The organism is Litorivita pollutaquae (genome assembly GCF_003205515.1).
Classification (GTDB): domain Bacteria; phylum Pseudomonadota; class Alphaproteobacteria; order Rhodobacterales; family Rhodobacteraceae; genus Litorivita; species Litorivita pollutaquae.
Map to the genome: position 1 here is coordinate 100,952 of NZ_KZ826489.1, position 25,249 is coordinate 126,200.

Consider the following 25,249-nt stretch of genomic DNA (forward strand, 5'->3'; position numbering starts at 1 on the left):
TCACGCCAGATCAAGGAGGCCTGTGGCGATGTCATTCGAATTTCTTCTCACCTCGCTGGTTGTGGTGCTTTTGCCAGGCACCGGGGTGCTCTATACGGTGGCTGTCGGCCTCGGACAGGGGTTCAAAGCCAGCGTCGCGGCGGCGTTGGGTTGCACCCTTGGCATTCTTCCCGCCGCAACGGCCAGCATCATCGGGCTTGCCGCCCTGCTCCACACCAGCGCGATGGTTTTCCACACGATCAAATATCTCGGCGCGGCCTATTTGTTTTATATGGCTTGGCGGGTTTTGCAGGATCGCACGATGATGAAGGTCCGCGACACCGCACAGGGCGCCAGCCATACCCGCATCCTGACCACGGCGACGCTGCTCAATATTTTAAACCCGAAACTCTCGCTGTTTTTCCTTGCTTTCCTGCCGCAATTCATCGCCCTCTCCGCGCCCGATGCGACTGCGGCTTTGGTCGGCTTGGCCACGGTGTTCATGGGAATGACCTTTGCGGTTTTCGTGCTTTACGGAGCCTGTGCCTCTCTGGCGCGCGATTATGTTATCCACCGCCCGTCGGTGATGAAATGGATCAAACGCAGCTTTGCCGGAACCTTCGGCTTTCTGGGCGCAAAACTGGCTTTATCGACCTGATCAGGCGCGCCCTTGCACATCGCGCGCCTAGGGCGGTAAAAAGGCCAAGCTCGCCCCCGCCATTGGCATCGGAATGTTTCATGCGCCCTGCTCTTCCCCGTCCTTCCTGTCGCGCTACGCACGCCCTCTCGCTGGGCTTGGTGGTTTCGCTGCTAACGGGTTGCGGCGCCCCCCCCGAAGGCGGGCGCCAAATCACCCAAGCCGAGCGCGACGCCGCCTATCCGGCTTTGGTCCCGGTCGAGGGACTGCTTGTGGCGCAAGGCGAACAGATCACCGACACCACCGAAGAGGCATTGCTTGCCCGTGCTGCCGCCCTGCGGACCCGCGCCGCGCGTCTGCGCCACACCCCGGTGGGTGCGGCAGAGCACACCGACATCACAACCGGGCCGGACGCCTAAACACCCTGCCCGCCCCCCGCCCGGCAAATGCCGCGTTGCAGAGCAGCAAAGCTTTCGCTAAATCCCGACAGTAACTGCGGCCCCCGCGCCGCGCCCTTGTTTCATGAATGGAGGCCACCATGACCCAACCTTTGCGCTTAGGGATTGCCGGTTTGGGCACGGTCGGCGCCGGCGTCGTCAAAATCATCCGTCAAAAAGCCGCCCTTTTGGAAACGCGCTGTGGCCGTCCCGTAGTCATCTCCGCCGTCAGTGCCCGCAATAAGGGCAAGGATCGCGGCGTGAATTTGACCAGCTATGCCTGGGAAGACAATCCCGTCGCCTTGGCGCAGCGCGACGATGTGGATGTCTTTGTCGAACTTATGGGCGGATCGGACGGACCGGCCAAAGCCGCGACCGAAGCCGCGATTGCCGCAGGCAAAGACGTGGTCACCGCCAACAAGGCCCTGCTTGCGCATCACGGCCAAACCTTGGCCGAAACCGCCGAAGCGGCCGGCCGCGTGATCCGGTTCGAGGCCGCCGTCGCGGGCGGCATTCCGGTGATCAAGACCCTGATCGAAGGGCTTGCCGGCAATGAAATCACCCGTGTGATGGGGGTGATGAACGGCTCGTGTAACTACATCCTGACACGGATGGAGGATGCCGGATTAACCTACCAGGAGGTCTTTGACGAGGCCAACGCGCTTGGCTATCTGGAGGCCGACCCGAATTTGGACGTGGGCGGCGTGGACGCAGGGCATAAATTGGCCCTGCTGGCGACGATCGCGTTTGGCACAAAGGTGGATTTCAACGCGGTCGAATTGGAAGGCATCGGCTGCATCACCATCGAGGACATCCGCCAAGCCGCTGATATGGGGTATAAAATCAAACTTCTGGGCGTCAGCCAGATGACCGGTCGCGGTCTGGAGCAGCGCATGTCGCCTTGTCTTGTGCCTGCGACATCGCCGCTGGGCCAACTTGATGGCGGCACCAATATGGTGGTGCTGGAAGGCGACGAAGTCGGGCAAATCGTTCTGCGCGGGGCCGGTGCGGGCATGGGGCCGACGGCCTCTGCGGTGTTGGGGGATATTTGCGACATTGCACGCGGCTTGCGCATCCCCACCTTCGGCCAGCCGGCCGCAAACCTCGCCGTCGCACCCGCCGCCGTTGCCGCAACCCCGGCGCCCTACTATTTGCGCATGACCTTGCAAGACCGCCCGGGCGCCTTGGCCAAGGTCACCAAAGCCTTGGGCGAGGCGGGCATTTCGATCCACCGGATGCGCCAATACGACCATGATGCCGAGAATGCGCCGGTCCTGATCGTGACGCATAAAACCTCGCGCCGCGATCTTGATGCGGCCTTGGCGGCGATGACGAATTTGGACGATATTCAAGGCACGCCTGTGGCGTTGCGCATTGAATCCGTCTGATCCGGCAGGCCGGCTTGATTTTGCGGGCTTGATCCCACTGGCTCCGCCGCGCGCCCCGCGTTAGAACGGGCCAAGCATGAGGAGCAGGCATGAGCTATTTGGATGTTGAGCGCTCGTTGTCGGGGCGGCGCTGGGTTGGTCCGGGGATCGAAATCGACCGCGCGGGCGAAGCAATGGCACAGGAAACCGGATTGCCCCGTCCGCTGTGCCAAACCCTTGCGCGGCGCGGTGTGTCCGCCGCCGAGGCCGACGCCTTCCTCGCCCCACAATTGCGCGACCTGCTGCCCGATCCACGTAGCCTCAAGGACATGGAAAAAGCCGCAGCGCGGTTTTTGGCCGCCCTCAAAGCCAAAGAGCGCATCGCGATTTTCGCCGATTACGACGTGGATGGCGGCAGCTCTGCGGCGCTGTTGATCTGGTGGCTGCGCGATATGGGGCACCCCGCGACGCTCTATGTGCCGGACCGGATCGACGAAGGATATGGGCCAAATGAACCCGCGATGGAAGCATTGGCAAAGGATCACGATCTGATCCTCTGTGTTGACTGCGGCACCGTCAGCCACGGCCCCGTCGCCGCAGCCACGGGCGCGGATGTGGTGATTTTGGACCACCACTTGGGCGGCGAGACCCTCCCCCCCGCTCTCGCGGTGGTCAACCCCAACCGTCAGGATGAAAGCGGCGATCTGGCGCATCTATGTGCCGCTGGTGTGGTGTTCTTGATGTTGGTCGAGGCCAACAGACAGCTGCGCGAGGCCAAGATCAAAGGCCCTGACCTGATGTCGCTGCTCGATCTGGTGGCTTTGGCCACCGTGGCAGATGTTGCCCCGTTGATCGGCGTGAATCGCGCATTGGTGCGTCAAGGCCTGAAGGTCATGGCGCGGCGCGCACGCCCCGGCATTGTGGCGTTGTCAGATGTCAGCCGGATGGACACCGCGCCCGCGTCCTATCACCTCGGTTTTCTGCTGGGCCCCCGCGTCAATGCGGGCGGGCGCATCGGGCAGGCCGACCTTGGCGCACGACTTTTGTCCACCGACAACATGCATGAAGCCAAAGCCATGGCGGAACGGCTCGACATGCTCAACACCGAACGCCGCGATATCGAAACCTCGGTGCGGGCCGCCGCCATGGCACAGGCCGAAGAGCGCGGGCTTGATGCGCCCTTGGTTTGGGCGGCGGGCGAAGGATGGCATCCCGGTGTTGTCGGCATTGTCGCCAGCCGCATTAAAGAGGCTACCAACCGCCCCGTCGTGGTGATTGGTTTGGACGGCGACGAAGGCAAGGGATCGGGCCGCTCGATTTCCGGTGTGGACCTTGGCGCATCGGTCCAAAAGCTTGCGGCGGAAGGACTTTTGATCAAGGGCGGCGGGCATAAAATGGCGGCGGGCCTGTCGGTGGCGCGCGATCAATTGGAACCGGCCATGGCGCGCCTGTCCGAGTTACTGGCCAAACAGGGCGCGGGCAATGCCGGCCCTGCCGACTTGAAGCTCGACGGAATGTTGATGCCGGGGGCCGCGACTGTGGCGCTTATCGAACAGATCGAAGCCGCCGGCCCCTTTGGCGCATCGGCCGCCGCTCCGCGTTATGTCTTTGCCGACATGGCAATCAAATTCGCCAAACGCGTCGGAGACAGCCACCTCAAGATCAGCTTTACCGATGGTATGGGCCCGCGCATCGACGCGATTTGCTTTGGCGCCTTTGACACCGACCTTGGGCCGCGGTTGCTCGAGCACAACGGAATGCGATTCCATTTGGCCGGCCGTCTGGAGATCAATGAATGGGGGGGGCGCCGACAGGTGCAGCTGCGTCTCGAAGATGCGGCAGAGGCACACCGCCCATAGGCGCCTAACATGGCGGTGAAATCGGGGCCAAATCCCCGTAAAATCGCCGTTTTTCAAACGATGAGAAAAATCTGCAAAAAGTCGGAAATTACCTCTTGCGCGGCGGGCATGGTTTGCTTAAACACCGCCTCACGCCAAGGCATGGCCCGTTCGTCTATCGGTTAGGACGTCAGGTTTTCAACCTGAAAAGAGGGGTTCGACTCCCCTACGGGCTGCCATTTATCCTTGCACATGTTTGATTTTATAGTGTTTTTTGAAACCTCGAAATCCTACTACAAAACTACTATAGCGAAAAATGATCGGTTCGAGCCTATCGAAACCCTGCAAAGCTATCTCATATTCGTGAACACCGCACTAATCCGCCCAATGATTTTGGATTGGTGCCGCCTTTGTAGCGAAGTAGGGCTGTTCTTATGCCCGCAAATCGATAGCCTAGTCGTAAACCGGCTTAGAAAGGAGCTTCGATGTCGAATACCTGCACATTTTTTTTATCATTAGTTTTGGCTATTCCAATTTCTTCGGAAGCAAGTGCGGCTATCAGTTGCAAGCGGATTGGGGATGACCCTTACGGAATTGGCGAAACACTGTTTGTTGACGGTCCCGCAGGGGCATACGGATATAAAGCATACAACGGCCAGCGGGAAATTCTCGAAGTGAAATGCGACACTTTTAAGAACGACACTGATCAAACAGTATTGTGTGCAAGTATTTTCGAAAGAGCCGACGGGACAACGACGTATCACTACATTATTCCAAAAGTATCACATTTCACTTCGATGTTCATTTCAACATTCGTAGAAAATACCTCGCCAACTTTGTATCCAAATGAAAATCAAGGAAGATACAAACAAATAGCCGTTGCTTGCTCTAAAAATAGCGACTGACAAAAAGGATCCCGGAGCTTCGCCGCAATCCGGGCAGTTAGCTTCCAAGTGGCCCAAGGATGATCGCTAAAAACAGGCTGCGGGGATACCCACAATCAAGCGGTCGGCGTCGGGGTCAACGCCCCGTGCAACAGCCGCTTGTCGCAGGGTCTGGCCTTGTGCGACCCTAAACCTGACAGGCTGGGAAGCCCCCAGCGGGTTAGAGCACGTCGTCAATGCGAGCTATTTTTCACAGGCGGCATGGTCGTTCCCCCGTCGCCGGAGGCGTATCAATTTCTATGCGGTCGCCATGCCTTTTTCAATGCCACCGTGCGACAACACATCCTCAGCACAGGCTAAACTCAATTCGCACGAACGATATCCATCGCGGCTTACCGACGGAGCACTAACTCGCCTCGCGCCCCACCGGCGGAGCCAGATTGCGTCCATCCTCGAGCAAGTCATCGCTGTAAAACGTATGACACGCCCGCCCCTTATGTTTCGACGCATAGAGGGCAATATCGGCGTCCGACAATAAACGCACCGCATCAAGGGCCTCATAATCCGTCGATATAACCGTACCAATCGAACCCGAGATACGACAGATTTGACCATCATGGGGCACCGGTTCTTCAAGGCGCGAAATCATCCGTCGGGCGATTTCCTCAAGCTCATCACGTTCCGTCAAGCGATTGAAAATCAAAACGAACTCATCGCCCCCGACCCGCGCCACCGTATCGACATCACGGGTTTCTTCGACCAAAATACGTGCCACTTTTTGCAATACCGTATCGCCGGCCGCATGGCCCATCGTGTCATTTACCGCCTTGAAAAAATCCAGGTCGAGATGCATCAGGGCAAAGCTCTTCTCACCCTCAATCAACCGGCCGAGGATGTGATCCATCGCACGGCGGTTCTTCAACCCCGTCAATGTATCGGTATAGGCTTGCTCCTCTGCGGCAATCATCGCGCCTTGAAGCCGCTGGTTCAAACTGCGCGAGGCTTCCATCGCGGCGGATTTCGCTTCGATCAGGTAGAGCATTTCGATCGTCGGGTCGGTGATGGCGAAATCACGGCTGGTCAGCGGATACTCGGCCAAAGCATCCACAATCGAAATGCCGAACGACAGGTTGATCGCAATCCCGTCTCCGCGCATACGCGGCACCAATACGCCTTTGAGGTCGGTGCGCGGGGCGTCGCGCAGTTGCAAATGCAGCTTGCGCCCATGAAGGGCCTTCAACCCTTCCATCGTCGCCGCCGTGCTCGGGCGGCAAAGGTCGAACACCTCAAAAAATCGCTTACCTAAAAACGCTTCTTTCGGACGCAATTTCAGCATGGTCGGCCCGACATGATCGATATGGCCTGATGCGCTGACGAAAATATGCATCGGGCAAAAAATATCCATTGCCGCGCTGGCACCCTCAAGGAACTCTTGTTCTTCAATGACCGTCATTTTAGCCCGCCTTCCCGCCCAAATGAAAGCTGCGCCCCTCGGTGAAATCCGTCTCAAGCAGTCGAATTTCGATCCGTTCGCGCCCGGCCGCCAACTCACCATATTCCATCATAACCAAGGCTCCGTAATCATCTGCCATTGCCCGCAACAGGCCCAGCATCACATGCCCGAACCCCACGCTGGAGGCACCAAGCGTCAAGGCGTAATGCTCAACCGAGTATTCCGACAATTCCATCACGGGCAGATCCAAATCCGACACGGCCAAACGTGCGCGCCCCGGCAGATCGTCCAAAGATTGCAGAAATTCGATAAAATTCACCCCGCCAAAACGCAATAACCGGCGCAAGGATTCGACTTTGGGGTTGGACACGAGATAGGTGCCGATATCTTCAAGCACCTCTTCACGTGGCTTACGCAGCACCAATTCCAATCCGCCCAGAACGGCACAGGTCTGCTCGTCTTCATAGATCAACATCGCCTCGAATTCGGAAAACCCCAAATCGGCGTGATTCATCACCTGCGCCCATGCATCATCTCCATAGATGTCGCGGGTAAAACTTTGAAGAGCCGTGTTTATTAATCCGTGCATCGCCTGCTCTCGGGTCATTTCTGACAGCAGAATGCAACGACGACAGTTAATATATGCCCAACACATAAAATTGTCGGCACTTGTGACCCCAAGGCGTTGCGACGCGTCAACATACCTGCCGCGCCGCCGGTCTCGTCACTCAAAAAGGCGCGGCCGTAGCCCTCTCGAAAGTCGCGGATTGATTTCGAGACCGCCCATAAACACAGAGGGACCACTTGGCGTGTCCAACCTCAAATCACCATCACGTGCCGCCGCAATCAAATCCGCGATTTTGACACCGGTTTCGCCGGCAGAGGTGGCACGGAGCGTCGCACCGTTTTGCATCACCGTCCCCTCCTCATTGATCTCCAACGTAATGACCTGCGCCGGCCGCCGGATCAACAGAACCACGAACTGCCGTCCCGCGTAGGCCTGCGCATCGAGCATCAGCATCGCGCAGGCTGGCCCATCTTCGAACCGGGCCCTGCATGACCTAAGCCAATGGTTGAGTGTGCCAAGCGGCACATTTGTCCCAGTGTGGTCTGGTCGACCCTGAGCTTCGGGATAGATCGGCATCGCTTGGAATAATTCCGTCAAAGCCCCCGCTGTGGTCGGTTCTCCAAATTGACCGTTCACAAACGCTCTGCGGCTTTTGGCGCTACGGGCCCGAGCAATGTCTTCTTGCAATCCGGCCAATTCTTGGACCTCGGCATATTGCTCCAACCCCGCCAAGGCGCGGCGTCCGGCTTTGCCGTAGCCCGTTTTCAGGTCATATAAAGCCCCTTGTGGCGTCTGCGGTGTCTGTGGCGTCGCGTCAGAATAGGCCGCCACAATCCGTGCAGATTGCGAGCGGGCCGAAATCGCTTGAGCGTTGAGCAGAGGTGTCAGCGACAGCGACAGCATCGCCGCCGCCACCAAGGCCATATAAAGGTTAACCCGCCGCAGCCACGCCGCCCAATTGCTATGAAACCCCAACAGGACCGCCCCTGCATAGCTGGCCGCATATCCCGCCGCCAACGCGCAGGTCAGCGCCACCATTACCCGCGAGGGGGTCCAGCCGTATTGCGCCACCCGCAACCAAATCGCATAGAGCGCGATCACCGCCAACGCCGGTAGGATCACCGCTTGAATTCGCGTCGCCATGCGTAGGAACCGGCTTTGCGTGGCCTCGGCATCGTCGCGGTCTACGGCCGCGGAAATCACCGTCATGGCAATCGCCCCCATCACCAAAACCGACAGCACCGGTGACAGACCAAAGGTGGATTGCTCCGCCGTGCTGAATGGAAAAGCCACGACATAAAGCCCGGTGACCATCAGAACCAAGGGCAACATCATCCGCGCGAAGCGCACGAACAGATAGGGCGTGATATAGCTGCGCATTTCATGCACCACGGCCATCGCCAGACCAAAGGCCAGCCCCGACAAAACAAACCCCAGCCAATCATACGCCCGCAGCAACCGGCCCAACCGGATGCCCACCGTTTCCAATAGGCCACCTGCAACCATCAGCAGCACCCAAAACAGGCCGGTGAACAGGACCGCTGCCGCCGCCCGCACCACCATTTCCCACGACAGATCAAACAACCGCGCATAATCGCGCCACCTCGCCCCGCCGTTTTCCGACATGCCGCCTCTCGGCGCCCCTGCCATCACAAAGGGTGCAAAAATCAATAGACAGGCCGCGAGGATCAACGCGCCGAACCCCGATGTTTGGAAACTGTCCTGCGCCGCAAATCGTCCGCCGTATAGCCCGCCAAGCACCGCCGCGACGGCCGCTGCCAGCACCGCGAACAGCGCCGCGCGCCGCAACGGCAACGGTCCGCCAAGCACCAAAGCCATCGACACCCCGCCCACCAATGCGCTGCCCAATGCCCATTGCGCCTGTGGCAGCAAGGCAAAGTCTTCAAAGACCACGCCGACCAGAAACGTCACATACCCGAGCGCCCCGCCGAGCACCGTCAGGACAATGCGCCATATCACGGGGGACTGCGACGCGCCGCCGTCCGGGCCAAAATCTTGGCGCGCGTCTGAAGGGGCCGCAGGATTGATCTGCGCACCGTTTTTCGCAGGGGTCGTGGTCATTTCGCTGTCACCCATCGCACTCTCATCCTCTCCCGTGTCACGGGCGCCGTGATCCGGCCCATCGTGCACATTGCCCAACAAATACTTGGTTCTTGGGTCTTTTATCGCATTCCCCCGTAGGCTCCCAGAGGACAAATCCGCACGAACCGCCACCGTTGCCTTCGTCGCCAGTTGCCTTTGCCGGTGTGTTCTGCGCCAGCGTTCTCGACGCCGGTGGACAGCCTTGGCGCGGTTTAGTCACCGCCCGCCAACCACTTCGGAATATGCCCGATATGCGGCAACACCACATCCGCAAAGGGCGCAAGCTCCGCCGCCTGCGCCATGCCGGTGAGCACCCCGATGGTGCGCATCCCTGCCGCCCGCCCGGCGATTAGATCATGCAGGCTATCCCCAACCATCGCCACCCGCGCCGGCGCAATGCGCATCTGCGCGGCAAAAGCCAATAAAGGCTCCGGCGCGGGCTTGGCCCCGAAACCACTGTCATAGCCTATGATGAAATCGAAATGGCCCTTAACCCCCGCCGCCGCCAAATGCGCATGGGCAGCATATTCGCTGTCATTGGTCATCACGCCTAATGCAAGTCCCTGCGCGGCCAAACCGGTCAGAAACGGTTCCAGATGCACCGCAGGCACCTGCATCACATCCGCCGCAGCAATGCCCAAAAGCCGTTCCAGCGCGTCGACATCCGCCGCATTCAAGGCCACGGCCAAAGCTTCCGCCGCCGCGCGCGTGGTGCCGGAAATGATCGGACTACTGGGCAAAAACTGCCGTTGCGGCAGGTCAAAACCGATTGCGCGCGCCACCTCTTGCGGCACTGCGCCATAAAGCGTTGCCTGCTCCAACAACATGTCGGCAGTCCAATCGGCCCAGCTTTTGTGAAAATCGAAAAGCGTGCCGTCTTTGTCGAACAACACCCCATCCACCGGCAAATCGCCGCGCTCTGCGCGTTCTGTTGGTGCCATCCTCGTTCCCTCGCCCGATCCCGCAGTGCCAACCTGCCTCGCCGCCGCCGAACGATCAAGCGTGAAACACGCGCTTGCACGTCCGTCGCCTTGACACCACCCTGCCGCCTATGTGCCTATACCGCTATGACACAACGTGACACATCCTCTCCGGCGCTCTCTTCTGCAGATACTCCAAAAGACGCCACAGCGCCTACCGCATCTGGCAATTACCGGTTGCACAACTCTCTCGGCTACCACCTCTCGCTTGCCTCGCGCCTGCAAGAACGCCGTCTGGACGAGTCTTTGCGCACGCTCGGGCTCACCCGCACCACATGGTGCATTCTCTTGGGCGTCGGCAATGAGGGATTGCAACAGCCATCCGATATCGCAAAATTTGTCGGGATCGACCGCACCGCGACCTCGCGCGCTTTGCGGCATATGGAAAACGATGGGCTGGTGGCGCGCTCCTCCGGCGAAGATGACAAACGCACCCGCCATGTGGAGCTGACCGCCAAAGGATGCAACGTGATTGCCACCGCCACCCCCTTTGCCGAACATAATGCCGAGGTTCTGGCCCAACGGCTATCGCATGGCGAACAGGACGAATTGATCCGCCTGCTCAGCAAACTCACCCGCGGCGAAAACATGGATTTGTCGCGGCTGTAATTTCTACAGTCGCCCTGCTCCTTTCGCGCATCGGATATTGCGCCTATCCCCAAGACAGGCCGCCAATCCCGCCCTGTTCCATTGGGATCGGCGGGTTTTTAGGTCCAATTGACCTGCGCCCCGCCCGGCAAAGCCGCACGCGCCATCATCGGTGCTTCATAGCGTTCGCCCACGGTGTCACAAAACCCCACGACCCACGCATCATCCATCATGAGAAAATCCAGAACCGAGCCCAGAAAATCGGGATCGGAGACGCGGCTGCGCACGTCGGCTTCGGACGCGCCGCTGGCGTTCAAAAACACCGGCAACAGATCGTCATTTCCAGCCAGCCACGCCAGCGCCTTAAGCGCGAGGGTCTCGGCCATATTTTGCGAAAGCCTCATGGTTTGCTCCTGATCAGCGCACGGCGGCGAAAGCGTGATCATTCTATCCGGCCGGCGGCAGCCACACAATGGCACATCGGGCCGCGACTTGGCCACGGGGCATACCGGTCACACCCTGACCACAGGCCGGAATATACCGTCGCCGCAACCACAAAACACCCCGACAAACTGCGGTTTCACGGTCCCGCAATCAGCGTGTTTCCGCCCGAATTCCCCCCGCCGTTAAAACATCCTCAACAGAAAATTAACCATTGCCAGCCAAAGGTTAGAAAACCGTAACACTTCGGGAGACGTGATCGCATGCCAGGTAAGATCTTAATCGTCGATGACATCTCCACCAATCGAATTGTCCTTAAGGTCAAGCTGTCTTCGGCCTTCTACGAAGTGTTACAAGCACGCAGCGCCGAAGAGGCCGAAGCCTTGATCGAGGCAGAGGCTCCCGATCTGGTGCTTGCCTCGGCGCGGCTGCCGAACACGCCGGCGCTGACACTTTGCGCACGGCTGAAAGCAGCGGCAGGTGATCGCAGCTTGCCCCTCGCCTTGATCGATACCGAGGATCTGCGCGAGGAGCGTCTTGAACGGCTGCGCGCCGGAGCCGATGATGTGTTGACAAAACCCTTGGACGACCTGGAACTTCTGGCCCGTGTGCGCAGCCTTTTGCGGCTCCACGATGGCACCGAAGATTTGCGGTTGCGCGCCGGCACGGTGCCGGTTCTCGATGAAGACGAAATCGCGCAATATGCCGAATCTCACGCCAATGTCATGCTTTGCACCAATGCACCGGCGCGTGCGCTGCGTTGGCACAAGGCGTTGCAACGCAACTATTCGGGGCAACTGTCGACGGTGCTTTTTCGCGACGCGATGCGTGATCGTCAAGACGGCAGCCGCCCGGACGCCTTTGTCATCGAGCTTTCCCAAGAGGCCCCCGAGGCCGCACTACGGCTCATTGCCGATGCCCGCGCCCGTTGCCAGACCCGAGATGCCGCCGTGATCGCGGTCATGCCCAACGAGAACCGCCGCTTGGCTGCGGATGCGCTCGATCTTGGCGCCAACGATGTTTTGGTCAATGGCTTCGACGTCGAAGAACTGACCCTGCGGCTGCGCCGGCAAATCCTGCGCAAACAGCGGATGGAAGTGCTGCGTGATAAGCTTGCCTCTGGTCTGCGCGCAGCGGTCACCGATCCACTCACCGGGCTACACAATCGCCGCTATGCGATGCCGCGATTGGCCGAGTTGGCCGAACACAGCATTGAAAGCGGCGAAGACTGCGCGGTGATCCTCGCCGATCTCGACCATTTCAAATCGATCAATGACCAATTCGGCCATGCCGCCGGCGATACAGTGCTCTGCGAGGTCGCGAAGCGGCTGCGCGACAATCTACGCGGCGTTGATATGGTGGCCCGCATCGGCGGAGAGGAGTTTTTGATCGTCATGCCGAACACCACCTTGATCGAAGCACATGGCGCCGCAAGCCGGTTATGCCGTATCATCGGACAAACGCCAGTGCGCGATCCTTCGGTTGCGCGCCCGATGCCGGTCACGATTTCCATAGGTCTGGCCATGTGCAGCGCAACCAAAGCGCAGCAGGGCGATACCGCCCGCGCAATGCTGGACCAAGCCGACCGCGCGCTCTATGACGCCAAATCCCAAGGCCGCAACCAAGTGACCCTGAGCCGCCTCAGCGCCGCGTGACGTTTCAGATATCGGCAGTGAGATCCTGAAACAGCCGTTTTATGAGCTTGCCCCTGCTCGCCCTTAGATGGGTATCGGTTTTGCCTAACATTTTCACCCGACCCGGAAACCGCATCGCTCCGGCAACCGCGTCGGATGTGCGATCATAGAAAAAGGCGGCAGCCCATGCCACCGCCTTTCACATCGAGGCAATACCCCGTCATTTGTTGCTTTTGTCTTTTCTCTCGGCCCTGCGCCGCTCGTCATGGGTCAATGCCTCTTCCAAACGGTCGGCGAATCCGGCGCGTTCTGCATCGCTCATCTGTGTGAGTTTTTCGAGCAACAGCGTCTGCCCGACCAATTGCCGTTCTTCCGCCGCCTGACGTTGCCGCATCAATCCAGCCTGCACCGGCGCCGGATCAAAAGGCACCGCGCGCAGGGCGTGCAAAATACTGTCATATTGAACGCGGAAATCCTTCCGGCTGAACCGCCCCTCGCGATAGCTTTCGTTCAGCTTCCTGCCCAGCGCCCGCCGGTCATCATGGCTCAGCGCCTGGGTCAACGGGCCACTCGCCCGATCCAAACGCGGCGGACGACGGTGGTCCCCTTTGTCGCCGATCACCACGCCTGCCACCAATCCCAGAACCGCAAGGTTCATCGCCAGCGACACAAACAGCACGGCCCGCAGCCAAAATCGTGTGCGGCCGCGCGTGGATTGCTCTGGATCAGATGCATTTGTTTCATGCTCCACCATTGGCTTAGCCCTCCTCAAAATCAAAATTGAGCCCTGGCATCACATCAACCAGATAGCTGTCCTGCGCCGCAACAAACAGCCCCGCATCCGACAGGTATCCACTCGTTGTCTGGCCAATTCCCATAGGTTGCACCGCGCCCAACCACAGCCCTGCGGTCGCCACACTCGCAAGACCGCCCACTGCGGGCCAACCGCCAATCGCGGCCACCAGCTGCGCCCAAAGGCCACGCGCGCCGCGCGGCTCTTGCAGCGGCGCGGCCGGTGCCCGCCCCGCCGCAATCTGTGCCTGCACATCGTCTGCATCGGCCAGAACCGCAGCAAACAACGCCGCATCCGGTTCCGGCGCTGCATCGCGCGCCGCCGCAAAGAACAGATCCAGATCTATTTCTGTGCTGGCAGTGTTGTCGTGGCTGTTGCTGTGATCAGTCATTGCTAAACCCCAATTCATCACGCCGTCCCGACAATATCGCCGTCAGCGCCCTCTTTCCCCGTGCGGTCAAACTTTCAACCGCCTCAAGGCTGATATCCATAATTCCGGCAATCTCGGGATTGCCCAAACCTTCGATATGACGCAACACCACCGCTTCGCGTTGTCGCTCTGGCAGTTCCGCCAATGCGGCAGACAGGGCCTCGGCGCGGCTGCGGCTTTGCATTTTCTCGGCCACCGAGGCGGTTTCATCCGCCGGTTCCGGCGCCGCCTCAAGCGGTGCCATACGCCCCCGTTTACGCAAACGATCCGTGCATAGATTGGCCGTCACACGGTACAGCCAGGTGCTCACCTGCGCCTCTCCCTGCCGCCACTGCGGTGCAATTTTCCACAACCGCAACAACGCTTCTTGCGCCACATCATCGGCTTCGGACCGCTCGCCCAACATCCGCACAGCTTGCCCCAGCACACGCGGCAACAACCGTGCCGTCAGCACCCGCGCCGCCGCGTCATCGCCATTGGCAAACAGCGTCAACAAAGCCTCGTTGGGCACGTCATCCATTTTATCACTCAGGGCGTCATAGGGCATATTCATCGTCCATTGGCGTATCCTGCTTGAACCCTTGCATCAAGTTGCCACTTCGGCGGCCAGTGTGCCCGCCGCCCGAACTTGTGGGGCAGCGGGCGATTTTATCTACACGAACGCAGATTACTCGCTTGGGGTAGGCTCTTGATCGGCAGAGCCATCAGGAGCGTTCTTCTGCATGAACCGCTTACCGTGCTCCCCGTCTTTGTGGCCGCCCTTGTGGTGCCCACCATGGCCATCTCTACCATGCGGGCGCTTCTTCGCGTGATCGGCTTTCATCGCAGCGAGTTCCTCGATCGAGATCGCGCCGTCTTTGTCCGCGTCCAGACGCTCAAACATCTTTGCGCCGCCGTCCCTGGGGGCGATCTCTTCAAGGCTGATTTTACCATCCTTATTGGCATCGCGGCGTTCAATCATCCGTTCGGCACCCTTTTTGGAATGCTCTTTGGCTCTATCCTGCATCCGCGCTTCCATGCGGGCGGCCATTTCTTCGGCAGACAAGGCACCGTCCCCATCGGTGTCTGCGGCGGCAAAGCGCGCCTCGCTAAAGGCCTTGATCTCATCTTGGGTCAACCTGCCATCGCTATTGGTGTCCGCCGCCGTGAAATCCAAACGCGGGCCGCCGAAACCGCCCATGTTGTCGCGCGCCATGGCGCTGCCTGCATTGGCCGCAAGGGCAACTGCAATCAAACCGCTCAGAATATATGCTCGTGTCATTATGTGGATCTCCATCCTATAGTTTACCCATTGTTGGGCCATTTCATTGGCGTCCCGTGCCGGCGCTTTGTGGCCGGTTATGTGACTTCAACGACAGGGCCGCCGCATTCCGTCGCGGATCGGCAATTTTTTTTGCACCGGCGGCCCGCACCGAACACAACCCGCGCCAAAACAACCGTCCAGCGCCCCTTGGCCAGGGCCTTATCTGTCCCCCTTCGTGCGCCGCCCTGCCGCCGGACGTTTGCGACATCGCGCCGCAACTGGCGCGCAGCGTCTTTCAATTCGGCGTCCGATACCCCAAGTTCATTTCATTGAAACCCATCCCCCCTATGAGTATCACCATGACAGATCCCCTCACCGTTTCCGCCCCCCATGCCGACCAGGGGAGCGCACCAACCAGCCTTGGCCGCACTCTTTGGCGTGGATGGTGCCGTAAGTGTCCCAATTGTGGATCCGGTCCGATGCTCAAAGGGTATTTGAAAGTGCGCGACACCTGCCCGGTCTGCCGCGAAGATCTCAGCCATCAGCGCGCCGATGACGGGCCGGCCTATCTGACCATTCTGATCGTCGGGCACCTCATGGCCCCGATCATGTTGATCGTTTTCACCGCCTACCGCCCCGAACCTTTGGTGACCATCACCATCTTCGCTATTGGCTGTGTCTCGCTATCGCTATACCTTCTGCCAAGATTAAAGGGCGCATTAGTGGCGTTCCAATGGGCGCGCGGCCTACACGGGTTCGCCGGACGCAACATATAAGGGGCCATATGCCCCATCCGCCAACGGGCGGAACAAAAAGGGGAGAGAGCCATGAGCCAACACCAAACCGAGACCAAGGGCAGCAACCCGCCGATCGACAAAACCGCAATCCGCGATGCCTCGACCGTGATCGTTATGCGCAACCGCTTCGAAGACCCGCATATCCTGATGGGGCAACGCGGCGCGACAGCCGCCTTCATGCCGAATAAATTCGTATTTCCCGGCGGTGCGGTGGATCTTGCCGATGCCGATATTCCTCTGGCCACGCCGATGCCCGCACTTTGCGCCGATCGCATCGCCCAAGACAGTGCCCGCGACATGTCGCATCCTTTGGCCGTCGCCGCGATCCGCGAACTTTGGGAAGAAACCGGCCTTGTGCTCGGCGCGCCCGGTGCATGGGACATGACCCCGCCCGCAGATTGGATGGACTTTGCCCGGACCGGCCATCTCCCCTCTGCCGAGGCCTTGCAATTCGTGTTTCGTGCCATCACCCCGCCGGGCCGCCCACGCCGGTTTGACGCACGGTTCTTTTTGATTGATGCAGACGCCGTCTCGACCGATCTGGATGATTTTTCCGCCGCCTGCGACGAGCTTTCGCATCTGCAATGGATTCCGCTGCCAAAGGTCCGCGAGTTTGATCTGCCCTTTATCACCGAGGTGGTCTTGGCCGAGGTTGCCGATCGCGCCCGTGACAGCGCCCCGCCGGCATCCGTGCCGTTCTTCGACAGTTCCGGCGGCGACAGCCGCTTTCACCGCCTCAAAGAACGGCTATCAGAACAAGAACGCTCAGACTGATCAACGCGATACCAATGCCTTCACGCGCGGTGATTTTCTCTTTGAAAAACAACACCGATGCCAGAAGCGCAAAAATAAGCTCGATCTGCCCCAAGGCGTTGACATAGGCCGCGTTCATTAAGGTGAACGCGGTAAACCAGCTCATGGATCCGGCCATAGAGGTCAACCCGACCCATCCCGCAACCCGCCATGCATAAATAACGCGCGTGATTTCACCGCGCTCGAAGCCGCGCAAATAGGCGCCCAATGCGACCACCTGAAACAGCAGCACCGCACATAGGGTGATCCCCGCCCGCAGCAACGGATCAGGGCTTCCCACCTCTAAGCTCGCGCCGCGATAGCAGACCGCTGAAATGGCGAAAAAGGCCCCCGACAGAAGGCCCAGCGCCGTGGCCCGATTGCCCATCCGCCGCAACAGCCCGCCTTTCAACGCCGGCATATCCGACAACACCAACACCCCGATCAACCCGATCAGAATTGCAAACAGCCCCGCCACCGCGATCCCCTCACCCAAGATCAAGAACCCGGCAAGTGCCGTTTGGATCACCTCGGTTTTTTTAAAGGTGATGCCAACGGCGAAATTGCGGTGACTGAACAAGATCACCACGCAGACCGTGGCCAGAATTTGCGCGGCTCCGCCCGCAACCGCATAGGCCAGAAAACTGCCGCCGATGTGCGGCAGCGCGACGCCGCGCCCCGGTAGATAGAATGCCAGTAAAATCACCACCACCGGCGCGGCAAAAACGAACCGCGCAAAGGTCGATCCCCCTGCCGAAAGCCCCGCCGTGCTTAGATGTTTTTGCAACATGAAGCGCAGGGTTTGAAAAAACGCGGCGCTCAATGTGGCGATGATCCACATATCCATCCCATGGCTATAGGCGCGCCTGCGCATTCTGGCAATTGTGTCCGCGCGCGCCGGAAACTGCGACTTTTAACGCCGCGCTGCGCAATTATACTGATGCGAAATAGTCTTCTATACTGATGCGAAATAGTCTTCGGCGCGACGGCGAGCCTCAGAACCCGATCCTCAAAAGGGCATCGGATGGACGCGATGCACCGCATCCAAATCGCGCAGCACCGCCTCGTCCAAACTCAAATCTGCCGCCCCAATCAGCCCTTCGAGCTGTTTCAGAGTTGTCGCTCCGATGATGACGGACGCGATGAACGGCCGCTGCTTCACCCATGCCAGAGCCATTTTTTCAGGCTCCAAATCATGTTTGAACGCCACATCAAGATAATCATCAACCGCCGCAAAAGCAGCTTCTGTGCGTCGCCCTCCCAATTCCGGCACCCGCGACATCCGTGACCCTTTCGGTATCGCCCCGCCCTGGTATTTGCCGGTCAATAGACCCGCAGCCAAAGGCGAATAGGCCAACAGCCCGACCTCCTCATGGTGGCACAACTCGGCCAGATCGGTATCGAACAACCGGCACATGAGAGAATATTCGTTCTGGATCGTCACGGCGCGCGGCCCCTTGCCGGCCCCGGCCAAAGCCAACCATTGCGCCATGCCCCATGCGCTTTCGTTCGACAGACCAAAATGCCGGATCGTGCCGCGCGTCACCTCGGCGTCAAGCGCATCGAGCACCTCTGCCATATTATCCATCACCTCGGCGCGGTTTTGCGTATGTGGCGCAAAATCCCAATTTTGCCGGAAATGATAGGACCCACGGTTCGGCCAATGGAGTTGATACAGATCGATATAGTCGGTTTTGAGGCGCCGCAGCGACGCCTCGACTGCGCCCTGCACCGTCTCCTTGGTGATCGGCGCACCGTCCCGCACGTATTTGAGCCCCGCGCCGGAATGCTTTGTCGCCAAAATCACGTCCTGACGGCGAAAACTCTTCTCGAGCCACAGCCCGATGATCCGTTCGGTCCGCCCGATGGTTTCGGCGGACACCGGATTGACCGGATACATTTCCGCCGTATCGATGAAATTGACCCCTCGCTCGAGAGCATAATTAATCTGCGCATGGGCGTCTTTTGTACGCGTTTGCATGCCAAAGGTCATGGTGCCAAGGCAGAATTCACTCACCATAAGGCCGGTCCGGCCAAGCGGGTTCTTTTTCATATGGTATCTTCCCGTTTCAATTTACGGCCGCTTTGCCATCTTACCCCGAAGGGATCAAGCGCGGGTCCCCCTAGATGGCCCGACCAATCGTGCTTAACTTACGAAAGTTACGATAGATTTTATGCCAGAGCCGAAATTTCCCCGGCACCGGCGCAGGCGCCTCTGCATGCCCCGGCATCGTGGCACTGGCACGGCGCGACAAGCTGGGGTAAGGAAGCACAAAGCGACAAGGGGCCCGCATATATGACACGCCATCTGATCACCTCGGCCATTCCCTATATCAATGGGATCAAGCACCTCGGAAATCTCGTCGGCAGCCAATTGCCCGCCGACCTCTACGCACGCTTCCAACGCGCGCGCGGCAATGAGGTGATGTTCCTATGCGCAACCGACGAACACGGCACCCCCGCCGAATTGGCCGCATCCAAAGCAGGCAAACCCGTGGCAGAGTATTGCGCCGAAATGCACGATGTGCAGGCCAAAATCGCCGACGGATTCCGGCTGAGCTTTGATCATTTCGGGCGTTCGTCCAGCCCGCAAAACCATGCGTTAACCCAACATTTTGCGGGGCAGTTGAACAAAGCCGGCCTAATCCGCGAAGTCAGCGAAAAACAGATGTATAGCCCCGCTGACAGCCGCTACCTGCCGGACCGCTATATTGAGGGCACCTGTCCCAATTGCGGGTTCGAGAGCGCCCGCGGCGACCAATGTGACAATTGTACCAAACAATTGGACCCTACGGATCTGCTCAACCCGCGATCGGTGATCTCCGGCTCCACCGCATTGGAAGAGCGCGAGACCAAGCACCTTTACCTGTGCCAATCGCAAATGCGCGGCCAACTTCAAGACTGGATCGACAGCAAAACCGATTGGCCGGTCCTCACCACTTCGATTGCGAAAAAATGGCTTAATGACGGGGACGGGTTGCAAGACCGCGGCATCACCCGTGATCTCGATTGGGGTATTCCCGTCAAAGACGGCGAAGCCGATTGGCCCGGGATGGAAGGCAAAGTATTCTATGTCTGGTTCGATGCCCCGATCGAATATATCGCCTGCGCCAGCGAATGGGCCGAGGCCAACGGCAAGACAGAGGCCGATTGGCAATCGTGGTGGCGCACCGACTTGGGCGCTGATGACGTGCGCTACACCCAATTCATGGGCAAGGACAACGTGCCCTTCCACACGCTCAGCTTCCCCGCCACGATCCTTGGCTCCGGCGAGGATTGGAAGCTTGTCGATTACATCAAATCCTTCAACTACCTGAACTATGATGGCGGGCAATTCTCGACATCGCGCGGGCGCGGCGTGTTCATGGATCAGGCGCTAGAGCTTCTGCCGGCCGACTACTGGCGCTGGTGGCTGCTGAGCCATGCGCCCGAAAGCTCGGATGCGGAATTCACATGGGAAAATTTCCAAACCTCGGTGAATAAGGATCTTGCCGATGTCTTGGGTAACTTCGTCTCGCGCATCACCAAATTCTGCCGCTCGAAGTTTGGCGAAGAGGTCCCCGCAGGCGGCAGCCATGGCCCGCAAGAACAGGCCTTGATTGCGGAACTCACCACCCGCATCCGCGCCTATGAAGGCTTTATGGAGGCCATGGAGGTGCGCAAATCGGCACAGGAATTGCGTGCCATTTGGGTGGCGGGCAATGAATATCTGCAATCCGCCGCGCCGTGGTCGACGTTCAAAACCGACCCCGAGCAGGCCGCTGCGCAGGTGCGCCTTGGCCTCAACCTAATCCGGCTTTACGGCGTGCTTTCGGCGCCCTTCATTCCCGATGCGGCGGCCTCTTTGCTTGCGGCGATGCAGACCGAAGATGACACTTGGCCCGATGATATCGCCGCCGCGCTCAGCGCGCTGCCTGCCGGTCACGGCTTTACCGTGCCCGAAGTGCTCTTTGCCAAAATCTCTGATGAAGAGCGCGAGGACTGGCAAAACCGCTTTGCCGGCACCCGCGACTAAACCCGCCAAACCGCCAAAGACAAGGCACGCCTCCTATGGCGTGCTTTGCCGCGCCAAGAAGGCGCCGATCCAGACCAACCGAGCCTGTGGGTCAAAATTCATCCCATTGTTGTTCTGACTCGGGAATGTCTTGGACCACAGCAGGCTGCAGCGTGGTCACGGCTGCGGCCACGGATTTTGGCTCTGGCGCGCGCGATGCTGCCAGCCGTTGCGCGCGGACCTGCGGCGCGCGGCCGATACCATCACCACCATCACCGATGCGAAACCGGCTGGCCGCCTCGCCCAAAGCATTCGCCTCTGCGGTAAGCGCATGGCTCGCTGCGGTGGTTTCTTCGAACATCGCCGCGTTTTGCTGGGTCACCTGATCAAGATCATTCATCGCAAGATTGATCTCGATCAGCCCTGCCGATTGCTCGCGTGAGGAGGAAGCGATTTCGGACACGCGGGTCGAAATATCACGCACCGACTGCACGATCTGGCTGAGCGCCTCGCTGGTCTTATCGACCAACTCAACCCCATTCTTGACCTCATCGCCACTGGTTTTGATCAGACCGTTGATCTCACTTGCCGCATCCGAAGAGCGCTGCGCCAAGGCCCGCACTTCCGTAGCCACCACGGCGAACCCGCGCCCTGCTTCGCCCGCCCGGGCAGCTTCGACACCGGCGTTAAGCGCCAAAAGGTTGGTCTGGAACGCAATATCATCGATCACCGACGTGATTTTCGCGATCTCTTGCGACGAGATCTTGATCCGGTCCATTGCTGTTTTTGCTTGTTCGGCGACCTCGCCGCCGGTTTCGGCATTGGCCTGCGCGTGTTGGGCGATTTTCGTCGCCTCGTCGGCCCCGTCCGCCGCTGACTGCACCGAAGTGGTCAGCTGGTCCACGGCCGCCGCCGTTTCTTCCAAGGTTGCGGCCTGTTTCTCGGTGCGATGTGATAAATCATCTGCCGCATTGGTGATTTCAGAGGTCTCGCTGCGGATGGATTCCGCGTTCTCGAGCACTGCACCCATTGCATCTGACAGGGTTTCGAGTGCGGAATTGAAATCCCGTTTCACCGCTTCGTAATCGCCGACAAACGGTGCATCAATGCGCACGGTCAAATTGCCCGTAGCCAACCCGCGCAGCCCCGCACTCAAGGCTTCGACGACCTGCTGTTGCTCTTGCTGCACCGCCTCTTGGCGGGCCTGCGCCGCCTTGCGCTCTTCGAGCGCCTCGGTCACATCCATACCAAGGAAAATCGCCCGGTCCGAGCGCCCCCTGTCATCCATAATCGCGGTGAAACTGCCCTCGACAAACAACCCGCGGCCTTCTTTGCTTTTGACCCAATAGCGCCCGTGATGCGCCCCGCCCATGCCGATGCGACGGGAAATTTCCATAGATTGATCTTTGGTCATGCCATCGGGCTTGAATAGATCTGTCGAGTGAAGCTCGCTCAATTCCTCAAGCGAAAAACCGGTCAAATCGCTAAATTTTTCGTTTATATAGAACGCCTTGCTGTCATGCCCGATATCAACGCGTAATTGGTTGTCTTCAATCGACGACAAAACCGCAGCATTCAATGCGACCTCGGTGACATCGGCCCATTCCGCCACATAGCCGATGCGAGCGCCGGACTCGTCCGATACGCTGTGGAAACTGATCTCGATCCTACGGCGTGCGACCCGCATGGGTTGTTTCAATCGCTCACCGGGCTCCTGGGCATCCAGAACGGAGATCACATTTTCCAAATCCTTGAATTGGTCGATCCGCACCCCGAGCAAATCCGTCGCATCAAATCCGGCCCAGTGTTTTGCGATACTGTCTTGTAATCCGACGAACAAATCTTGGCACGCAGGGTTATAATAGGTCACACGGCACTCGGCATCCAACAACATCATCGCGGCGCTCGACCCTGCAAATCCCGCACTTTTAAACGCACTGTCGCGCGCCTGCTCTTCGGCCTCTGACAGGCTGTCCCGGAAGCATTGTAACCGTTGCGCAATCACGCCAATCTCGTCGCCGCGTTCGGTGCCGGAAATCTCGGCAGCATAATCGCCTGCTTCGACCTTTTGCATCGATCGGGCCGTGCGCAACAAAGGCCGCGTCACACATTTTGCCAAGAACCCCGCCATCATCGCCAAGGCACCCAAAAAGACCAGCCCCGCAATCATCCAAGATCTACGATTGGTAGCCTGCAGCGTCGCCAATTGCCGCGTATCGGTCCAATGGGTCGCCACCGCGCCCACGACACCGTTGTCCGGGCCAAACCGGATCGGTGTCGCTCTAGCCAACCCCTGTTCGATCACCACCTCTTCACCGGTCTCGATGGCTTTTTCGGCCAAGGCGTTTAAAACCGGATCACCGCCATTCTCGACAGCACTGTCATAGATGACATTGCCATTGGCGAGCAGAGCCAAACCACCCTGCGCATCGCCCCGGCTGCCTGCGACCACCCCCATGATGACATCCTGCACCGCTGGTGCATTGCCAAACTTCACCGCCGCGCCGATCTGCCCGGCGATCATGGCATTCGCTTCGGAGGCCCGCGCCGCGACATTTTCGATGATCACCTTTTGCACCTTGAGATGCGACAGATATTCGGTCGTGGTGACAACCAATAAGATGCACAGCGCCATAAAACCGGTGCTGCGCACAAAAATGCTTTTGAACGCCGGGTTCCGAACAATATTGGAAGACGAAGAGGACATAATATTTCCCATAAATAAACAACGTGTCACCGCCGCGAGATCGCGGCGGCAGGGCTTGTTTGCAGTCAGATCAAAACAGCATTCCCGCGTTCAATCCGATGGTGATCGCACCGATGACCGCATGGGTGACCGGATCGACAATCGGCGCCGAAATCTGCCCCTGATAGGCGCTGGCCGATTCATCAAACTCGACATCGGCGACATGAATTGCTCCCGCGCCGCGACCAAATGTTTCGATGAACTTTGCTTCATCACCTTGCCAATAATCCGATGTCGGACCGGTCGCAGCGACGTTCAACCCATGCGCATCCATGATAAAAATCTCGCTAATGATACCACCGGAATTGGCAACCTGATCCCGCAAAAAATCGGCGCTAGAGCCGTTGATTACAGGCGTGATTGTCGGAGTTTCGGATTGGCCGATTTCCGCGCGCCATTGTGTATCGAGTTGCAAAACCTGTGCCCGTCGCAATCCGGCATTGCGCGCATTTTGCGCCCTGATCGCCGCGACAATCATCGGATCCGCATACCAATGTGCCACTTGGGTTTCAAAATACTCCTGCATCGGAGCGGCAAAGTCATCTGAGATGGCCGCACCACTCGTCACCGACAAAGACGTTGCCATCATAGCGGCTTTCAACATTTCTAAAGTCTCCTCTCGGTGCGGGCCCCCACCCGCAGCATCCGGCACACTCTAGAACTGGAAATCTTTCGGCCAATTTAACGCCGGCGAATTAGTTCGTCGGGCAAATGATTCAAAATGTGCCGATCACCCGGCAAACATTCGGCGACCACGGCGCCATCCATCGGACCTGCGCAGCATCGCCGATCGGGTTCCATCCTATAGGAAAACGGAGATCACAAGCGTTCCGAAAAATGGCGATGTCACAGCCATGCATAGCATGTAGAGCGCCGGAAAATGGTGCGGGCGGTGGGACTCGAACCCACACGGGCACACGGGCACACGGCCCAACAGATTTTAAGTTTTGATTCACGGCACTTTTTACGGCCTTTTGCGCCTTATAGCGGTCCGCAAGTCCATATAAACACGACATAAAAATCTTATGCGCCTCAGATCGACCTGAGGCAACCTAATCAAAAACGGGCCCGAGTTCGGGCTAACTGTCAGATTACATAGGAGAAACGCCTCATGGCAACCAAACTCACGCAAAGCGTGGTGGACAAAATCCGCCATGACCAAGAAGCAGGCAAACAGATATATGACGCCTCTGTCAGCGGCCTTCGCATCGTCGTTGGTAAGAACAGCGCCAGTTACAAGTTAATGGGCAGAATCAATGACGGCACTGACCGCTATATCTCACTCCTCATTGGTCGCACGGACGAGGTGTCGCTGAAATCAGCCCGAGAACGCGCTCATGAGCTACGCACGATATTGCGCAGCGGGACTGATCCGAGAGCACCCAAGGTGAAGATACCGAACCTCAAGGAGGTCGCAGATGGACCTGTCGCGGTTTGATGCCGCTCCTTTGATAGCATTTACTGCAACAAAGGAGACTGACTATGGGATTGAAACGGACGGACGAATTCCGCCAGGATGCGGTGCGTATCGCGCTGACCAGTGGG

At 58.9% G+C, this 25,249-nt stretch carries 24 protein-coding genes and 1 tRNA gene; 12 read left to right on the top strand and 13 right to left on the bottom strand.

Annotation, left to right across the window (positions count from 1 at the left end; translation table 11 throughout):
* Positions 1-28 precede the first annotated feature (28 nt).
* The 6 genes from DI396_RS13880 to DI396_RS16455 all read left to right on the top strand — a co-directional run bounded on the left by DI396_RS13880 (position 29) and on the right by DI396_RS16455 (position 5,163).
* Positions 29-637: a LysE family translocator gene (locus DI396_RS13880; RefSeq protein WP_110796797.1), complete on the top strand. Its 609-nt coding sequence runs from the start codon at positions 29-31 to the stop codon at positions 635-637.
* A gap of 140 nt (positions 638-777) precedes the next feature.
* Positions 778-1,035, top strand: coding sequence for a hypothetical protein (locus DI396_RS13885; RefSeq protein ID WP_162617231.1), 258 nt, complete (start codon positions 778-780; stop codon positions 1,033-1,035).
* Positions 1,036-1,154: 119 nt separating this feature from the next.
* Positions 1,155-2,441, top strand: coding sequence for a homoserine dehydrogenase (locus tag DI396_RS13890; RefSeq protein ID WP_110796833.1), 1,287 nt, complete (start codon positions 1,155-1,157; stop codon positions 2,439-2,441).
* A gap of 89 nt (positions 2,442-2,530) precedes the next feature.
* Positions 2,531-4,279, top strand: a complete 1,749-nt coding sequence (gene recJ, locus DI396_RS13895) for a single-stranded-DNA-specific exonuclease RecJ (RefSeq protein WP_110796799.1) — start codon at positions 2,531-2,533, stop codon at positions 4,277-4,279.
* 143 nt (positions 4,280-4,422) lie between these two features.
* Positions 4,423-4,497: transfer RNA gene (locus tag DI396_RS13900), tRNA-Glu, on the top strand.
* A gap of 246 nt (positions 4,498-4,743) precedes the next feature.
* Positions 4,744-5,163: a hypothetical protein gene (locus DI396_RS16455; protein WP_162617232.1), complete on the top strand. Its 420-nt coding sequence runs from the start codon at positions 4,744-4,746 to the stop codon at positions 5,161-5,163.
* A 385-nt stretch (positions 5,164-5,548) separates the two neighbouring features.
* Here DI396_RS16455 and DI396_RS13905 read toward each other — a convergent pair whose 3' ends face one another.
* The 4 genes from DI396_RS13905 to DI396_RS13920 form a co-directional block, all read right to left on the bottom strand.
* Positions 5,549-6,595 carry a GGDEF domain-containing protein gene (locus tag DI396_RS13905; protein ID WP_235851884.1) on the bottom strand — a complete coding sequence of 349 codons (1,047 nt, stop codon included), beginning with the start codon at positions 6,593-6,595 and terminating at the stop codon, positions 5,549-5,551.
* 1 nt (position 6,596) lies between these two features.
* Positions 6,597-7,184, bottom strand: coding sequence for a heme NO-binding domain-containing protein (locus DI396_RS13910; protein ID WP_110796800.1), 588 nt, complete (start codon positions 7,182-7,184; stop codon positions 6,597-6,599).
* A 135-nt stretch (positions 7,185-7,319) separates the two neighbouring features.
* Positions 7,320-9,260: a DUF4153 domain-containing protein gene (locus DI396_RS13915; RefSeq protein ID WP_162617233.1), complete on the bottom strand. Its 1,941-nt coding sequence runs from the start codon at positions 9,258-9,260 to the stop codon at positions 7,320-7,322.
* Between the two features lie 218 nt (positions 9,261-9,478).
* Entirely contained in the window at positions 9,479-10,207 is a 729-nt protein-coding gene (locus tag DI396_RS13920) for an HAD family hydrolase (protein WP_110796802.1), read from the bottom strand.
* A 126-nt stretch (positions 10,208-10,333) separates the two neighbouring features.
* Between DI396_RS13920 and DI396_RS13925 the strand changes: the two genes are divergently transcribed.
* Entirely contained in the window at positions 10,334-10,855 is a 522-nt protein-coding gene (locus DI396_RS13925; protein WP_110796803.1) for a MarR family winged helix-turn-helix transcriptional regulator, read from the top strand.
* Positions 10,856-10,953: 98 nt separating this feature from the next.
* Here the strand turns inward: DI396_RS13925 and DI396_RS13930 are convergent, their stop codons facing one another.
* A complete protein-coding gene (locus DI396_RS13930; protein ID WP_110796835.1) occupies positions 10,954-11,238 on the bottom strand; it encodes a DUF3572 domain-containing protein in 285 nt (94 codons plus the stop codon).
* A 300-nt stretch (positions 11,239-11,538) separates the two neighbouring features.
* Between DI396_RS13930 and DI396_RS13935 the strand changes: the two genes are divergently transcribed.
* Positions 11,539-12,930 (top strand): diguanylate cyclase, encoded by a 1,392-nt coding sequence (locus tag DI396_RS13935; protein ID WP_110796804.1) that lies wholly within the window; start codon positions 11,539-11,541, stop codon positions 12,928-12,930.
* A gap of 199 nt (positions 12,931-13,129) precedes the next feature.
* On the opposite strand, the gene DI396_RS13940 is transcribed toward DI396_RS13935, so the two are convergent.
* The 4 genes from DI396_RS13940 to DI396_RS13955 form a co-directional block, all read right to left on the bottom strand.
* Positions 13,130-13,663, bottom strand: coding sequence for a periplasmic heavy metal sensor (locus tag DI396_RS13940; RefSeq protein WP_110796805.1), 534 nt, complete (start codon positions 13,661-13,663; stop codon positions 13,130-13,132).
* Positions 13,664-13,667: 4 nt separating this feature from the next.
* Positions 13,668-14,093, bottom strand: a complete 426-nt coding sequence (locus DI396_RS13945; RefSeq protein ID WP_110796806.1) for a hypothetical protein — start codon at positions 14,091-14,093, stop codon at positions 13,668-13,670.
* Entirely contained in the window at positions 14,086-14,685 is a 600-nt protein-coding gene (locus DI396_RS13950) for an RNA polymerase sigma factor (RefSeq protein WP_110796807.1), read from the bottom strand. Before DI396_RS13950 ends, DI396_RS13945 begins: the two co-directional genes overlap by 8 nt.
* A gap of 114 nt (positions 14,686-14,799) precedes the next feature.
* Positions 14,800-15,393 (bottom strand): EF-hand domain-containing protein, encoded by a 594-nt coding sequence (locus DI396_RS13955; RefSeq protein ID WP_162617234.1) that lies wholly within the window; start codon positions 15,391-15,393, stop codon positions 14,800-14,802.
* 341 nt (positions 15,394-15,734) lie between these two features.
* Between DI396_RS13955 and DI396_RS13960 the strand changes: the two genes are divergently transcribed.
* Positions 15,735-16,151, top strand: coding sequence for a DUF983 domain-containing protein (locus tag DI396_RS13960; RefSeq protein WP_110796836.1), 417 nt, complete (start codon positions 15,735-15,737; stop codon positions 16,149-16,151).
* A 51-nt stretch (positions 16,152-16,202) separates the two neighbouring features.
* Positions 16,203-16,946, top strand: a complete 744-nt coding sequence (locus DI396_RS13965; RefSeq protein ID WP_110796809.1) for an NUDIX hydrolase — start codon at positions 16,203-16,205, stop codon at positions 16,944-16,946.
* On the opposite strand, the gene DI396_RS13970 is transcribed toward DI396_RS13965, so the two are convergent.
* Together DI396_RS13970 and DI396_RS13975 are read right to left on the bottom strand one after the other, a co-directional pair.
* On the bottom strand, positions 16,909-17,805 hold the full coding sequence (locus DI396_RS13970) for a DMT family transporter (RefSeq protein ID WP_328588349.1): 897 nt from the start codon (positions 17,803-17,805) through the stop codon (positions 16,909-16,911). The genes DI396_RS13965 and DI396_RS13970 overlap by 38 nt on opposite strands.
* A 168-nt stretch (positions 17,806-17,973) precedes the next feature.
* Positions 17,974-19,017 (bottom strand): aldo/keto reductase, encoded by a 1,044-nt coding sequence (locus DI396_RS13975; protein WP_110796811.1) that lies wholly within the window; start codon positions 19,015-19,017, stop codon positions 17,974-17,976.
* On the opposite strand from DI396_RS13975, the gene metG reads away from it, so the two are divergent.
* On the top strand, positions 19,018-20,979 hold the full coding sequence (gene metG, locus DI396_RS13980) for a methionine--tRNA ligase (RefSeq protein ID WP_328588350.1): 1,962 nt from the start codon (positions 19,018-19,020) through the stop codon (positions 20,977-20,979).
* Between the two features lie 91 nt (positions 20,980-21,070).
* On the opposite strand, the gene DI396_RS13985 is transcribed toward metG, so the two are convergent.
* Positions 21,071-23,665 carry a methyl-accepting chemotaxis protein gene (locus DI396_RS13985; RefSeq protein ID WP_162617235.1) on the bottom strand — a complete coding sequence of 865 codons (2,595 nt, stop codon included), beginning with the start codon at positions 23,663-23,665 and terminating at the stop codon, positions 21,071-21,073.
* A gap of 70 nt (positions 23,666-23,735) precedes the next feature.
* Complete coding sequence (locus DI396_RS13990; RefSeq protein WP_110796814.1) at positions 23,736-24,308, bottom strand: hypothetical protein; 573 nt, start codon at positions 24,306-24,308, stop codon at positions 23,736-23,738.
* Between the two features lie 507 nt (positions 24,309-24,815).
* On the opposite strand from DI396_RS13990, the gene DI396_RS13995 reads away from it, so the two are divergent.
* Entirely contained in the window at positions 24,816-25,142 is a 327-nt protein-coding gene (locus DI396_RS13995) for an Arm DNA-binding domain-containing protein (RefSeq protein WP_110796815.1), read from the top strand.
* Positions 25,143-25,249 lie beyond the last annotated feature (107 nt).

What these genes read in the sequence shown, in the direction of transcription:
- DI396_RS13995 (WP_110796815.1), top strand. Translation starts at nt 24,816, where the DNA reads ATGGCAACCAAACTCACGCAAAGCGTGGTGGACAAAATCCGCCATGAC.
- metG (WP_328588350.1), top strand. Translation starts at nt 19,018, where the DNA reads ATGGTATCTTCCCGTTTCAATTTACGGCCGCTTTGCCATCTTACCCCG.
- DI396_RS16455 (WP_162617232.1), top strand. Translation starts at nt 4,744, where the DNA reads ATGTCGAATACCTGCACATTTTTTTTATCATTAGTTTTGGCTATTCCA.
- DI396_RS13970 (WP_328588349.1), bottom strand. Translation starts at nt 17,805, where the DNA reads ATGTGGATCATCGCCACATTGAGCGCCGCGTTTTTTCAAACCCTGCGC.
- DI396_RS13920 (WP_110796802.1), bottom strand. Translation starts at nt 10,207, where the DNA reads ATGGCACCAACAGAACGCGCAGAGCGCGGCGATTTGCCGGTGGATGGG.
- DI396_RS13950 (WP_110796807.1), bottom strand. Translation starts at nt 14,685, where the DNA reads ATGAATATGCCCTATGACGCCCTGAGTGATAAAATGGATGACGTGCCC.
- DI396_RS13960 (WP_110796836.1), top strand. Translation starts at nt 15,735, where the DNA reads ATGACAGATCCCCTCACCGTTTCCGCCCCCCATGCCGACCAGGGGAGC.
- DI396_RS13890 (WP_110796833.1), top strand. Translation starts at nt 1,155, where the DNA reads ATGACCCAACCTTTGCGCTTAGGGATTGCCGGTTTGGGCACGGTCGGC.
- DI396_RS13930 (WP_110796835.1), bottom strand. Translation starts at nt 11,238, where the DNA reads ATGAGGCTTTCGCAAAATATGGCCGAGACCCTCGCGCTTAAGGCGCTG.
- DI396_RS13880 (WP_110796797.1), top strand. Translation starts at nt 29, where the DNA reads ATGTCATTCGAATTTCTTCTCACCTCGCTGGTTGTGGTGCTTTTGCCA.
- recJ (WP_110796799.1), top strand. Translation starts at nt 2,531, where the DNA reads ATGAGCTATTTGGATGTTGAGCGCTCGTTGTCGGGGCGGCGCTGGGTT.
- DI396_RS13955 (WP_162617234.1), bottom strand. Translation starts at nt 15,393, where the DNA reads ATGACACGAGCATATATTCTGAGCGGTTTGATTGCAGTTGCCCTTGCG.
- DI396_RS13935 (WP_110796804.1), top strand. Translation starts at nt 11,539, where the DNA reads ATGCCAGGTAAGATCTTAATCGTCGATGACATCTCCACCAATCGAATT.
- DI396_RS13990 (WP_110796814.1), bottom strand. Translation starts at nt 24,308, where the DNA reads ATGTTGAAAGCCGCTATGATGGCAACGTCTTTGTCGGTGACGAGTGGT.
- DI396_RS13905 (WP_235851884.1), bottom strand. Translation starts at nt 6,595, where the DNA reads ATGACGGTCATTGAAGAACAAGAGTTCCTTGAGGGTGCCAGCGCGGCA.
- DI396_RS13975 (WP_110796811.1), bottom strand. Translation starts at nt 19,017, where the DNA reads ATGAAAAAGAACCCGCTTGGCCGGACCGGCCTTATGGTGAGTGAATTC.
- DI396_RS13945 (WP_110796806.1), bottom strand. Translation starts at nt 14,093, where the DNA reads ATGACTGATCACAGCAACAGCCACGACAACACTGCCAGCACAGAAATA.
- DI396_RS13915 (WP_162617233.1), bottom strand. Translation starts at nt 9,260, where the DNA reads ATGGGTGACAGCGAAATGACCACGACCCCTGCGAAAAACGGTGCGCAG.
- DI396_RS13965 (WP_110796809.1), top strand. Translation starts at nt 16,203, where the DNA reads ATGAGCCAACACCAAACCGAGACCAAGGGCAGCAACCCGCCGATCGAC.
- DI396_RS13925 (WP_110796803.1), top strand. Translation starts at nt 10,334, where the DNA reads ATGACACAACGTGACACATCCTCTCCGGCGCTCTCTTCTGCAGATACT.
- DI396_RS13910 (WP_110796800.1), bottom strand. Translation starts at nt 7,184, where the DNA reads ATGCACGGATTAATAAACACGGCTCTTCAAAGTTTTACCCGCGACATC.
- DI396_RS13985 (WP_162617235.1), bottom strand. Translation starts at nt 23,665, where the DNA reads ATGTCCTCTTCGTCTTCCAATATTGTTCGGAACCCGGCGTTCAAAAGC.
- DI396_RS13940 (WP_110796805.1), bottom strand. Translation starts at nt 13,663, where the DNA reads ATGGTGGAGCATGAAACAAATGCATCTGATCCAGAGCAATCCACGCGC.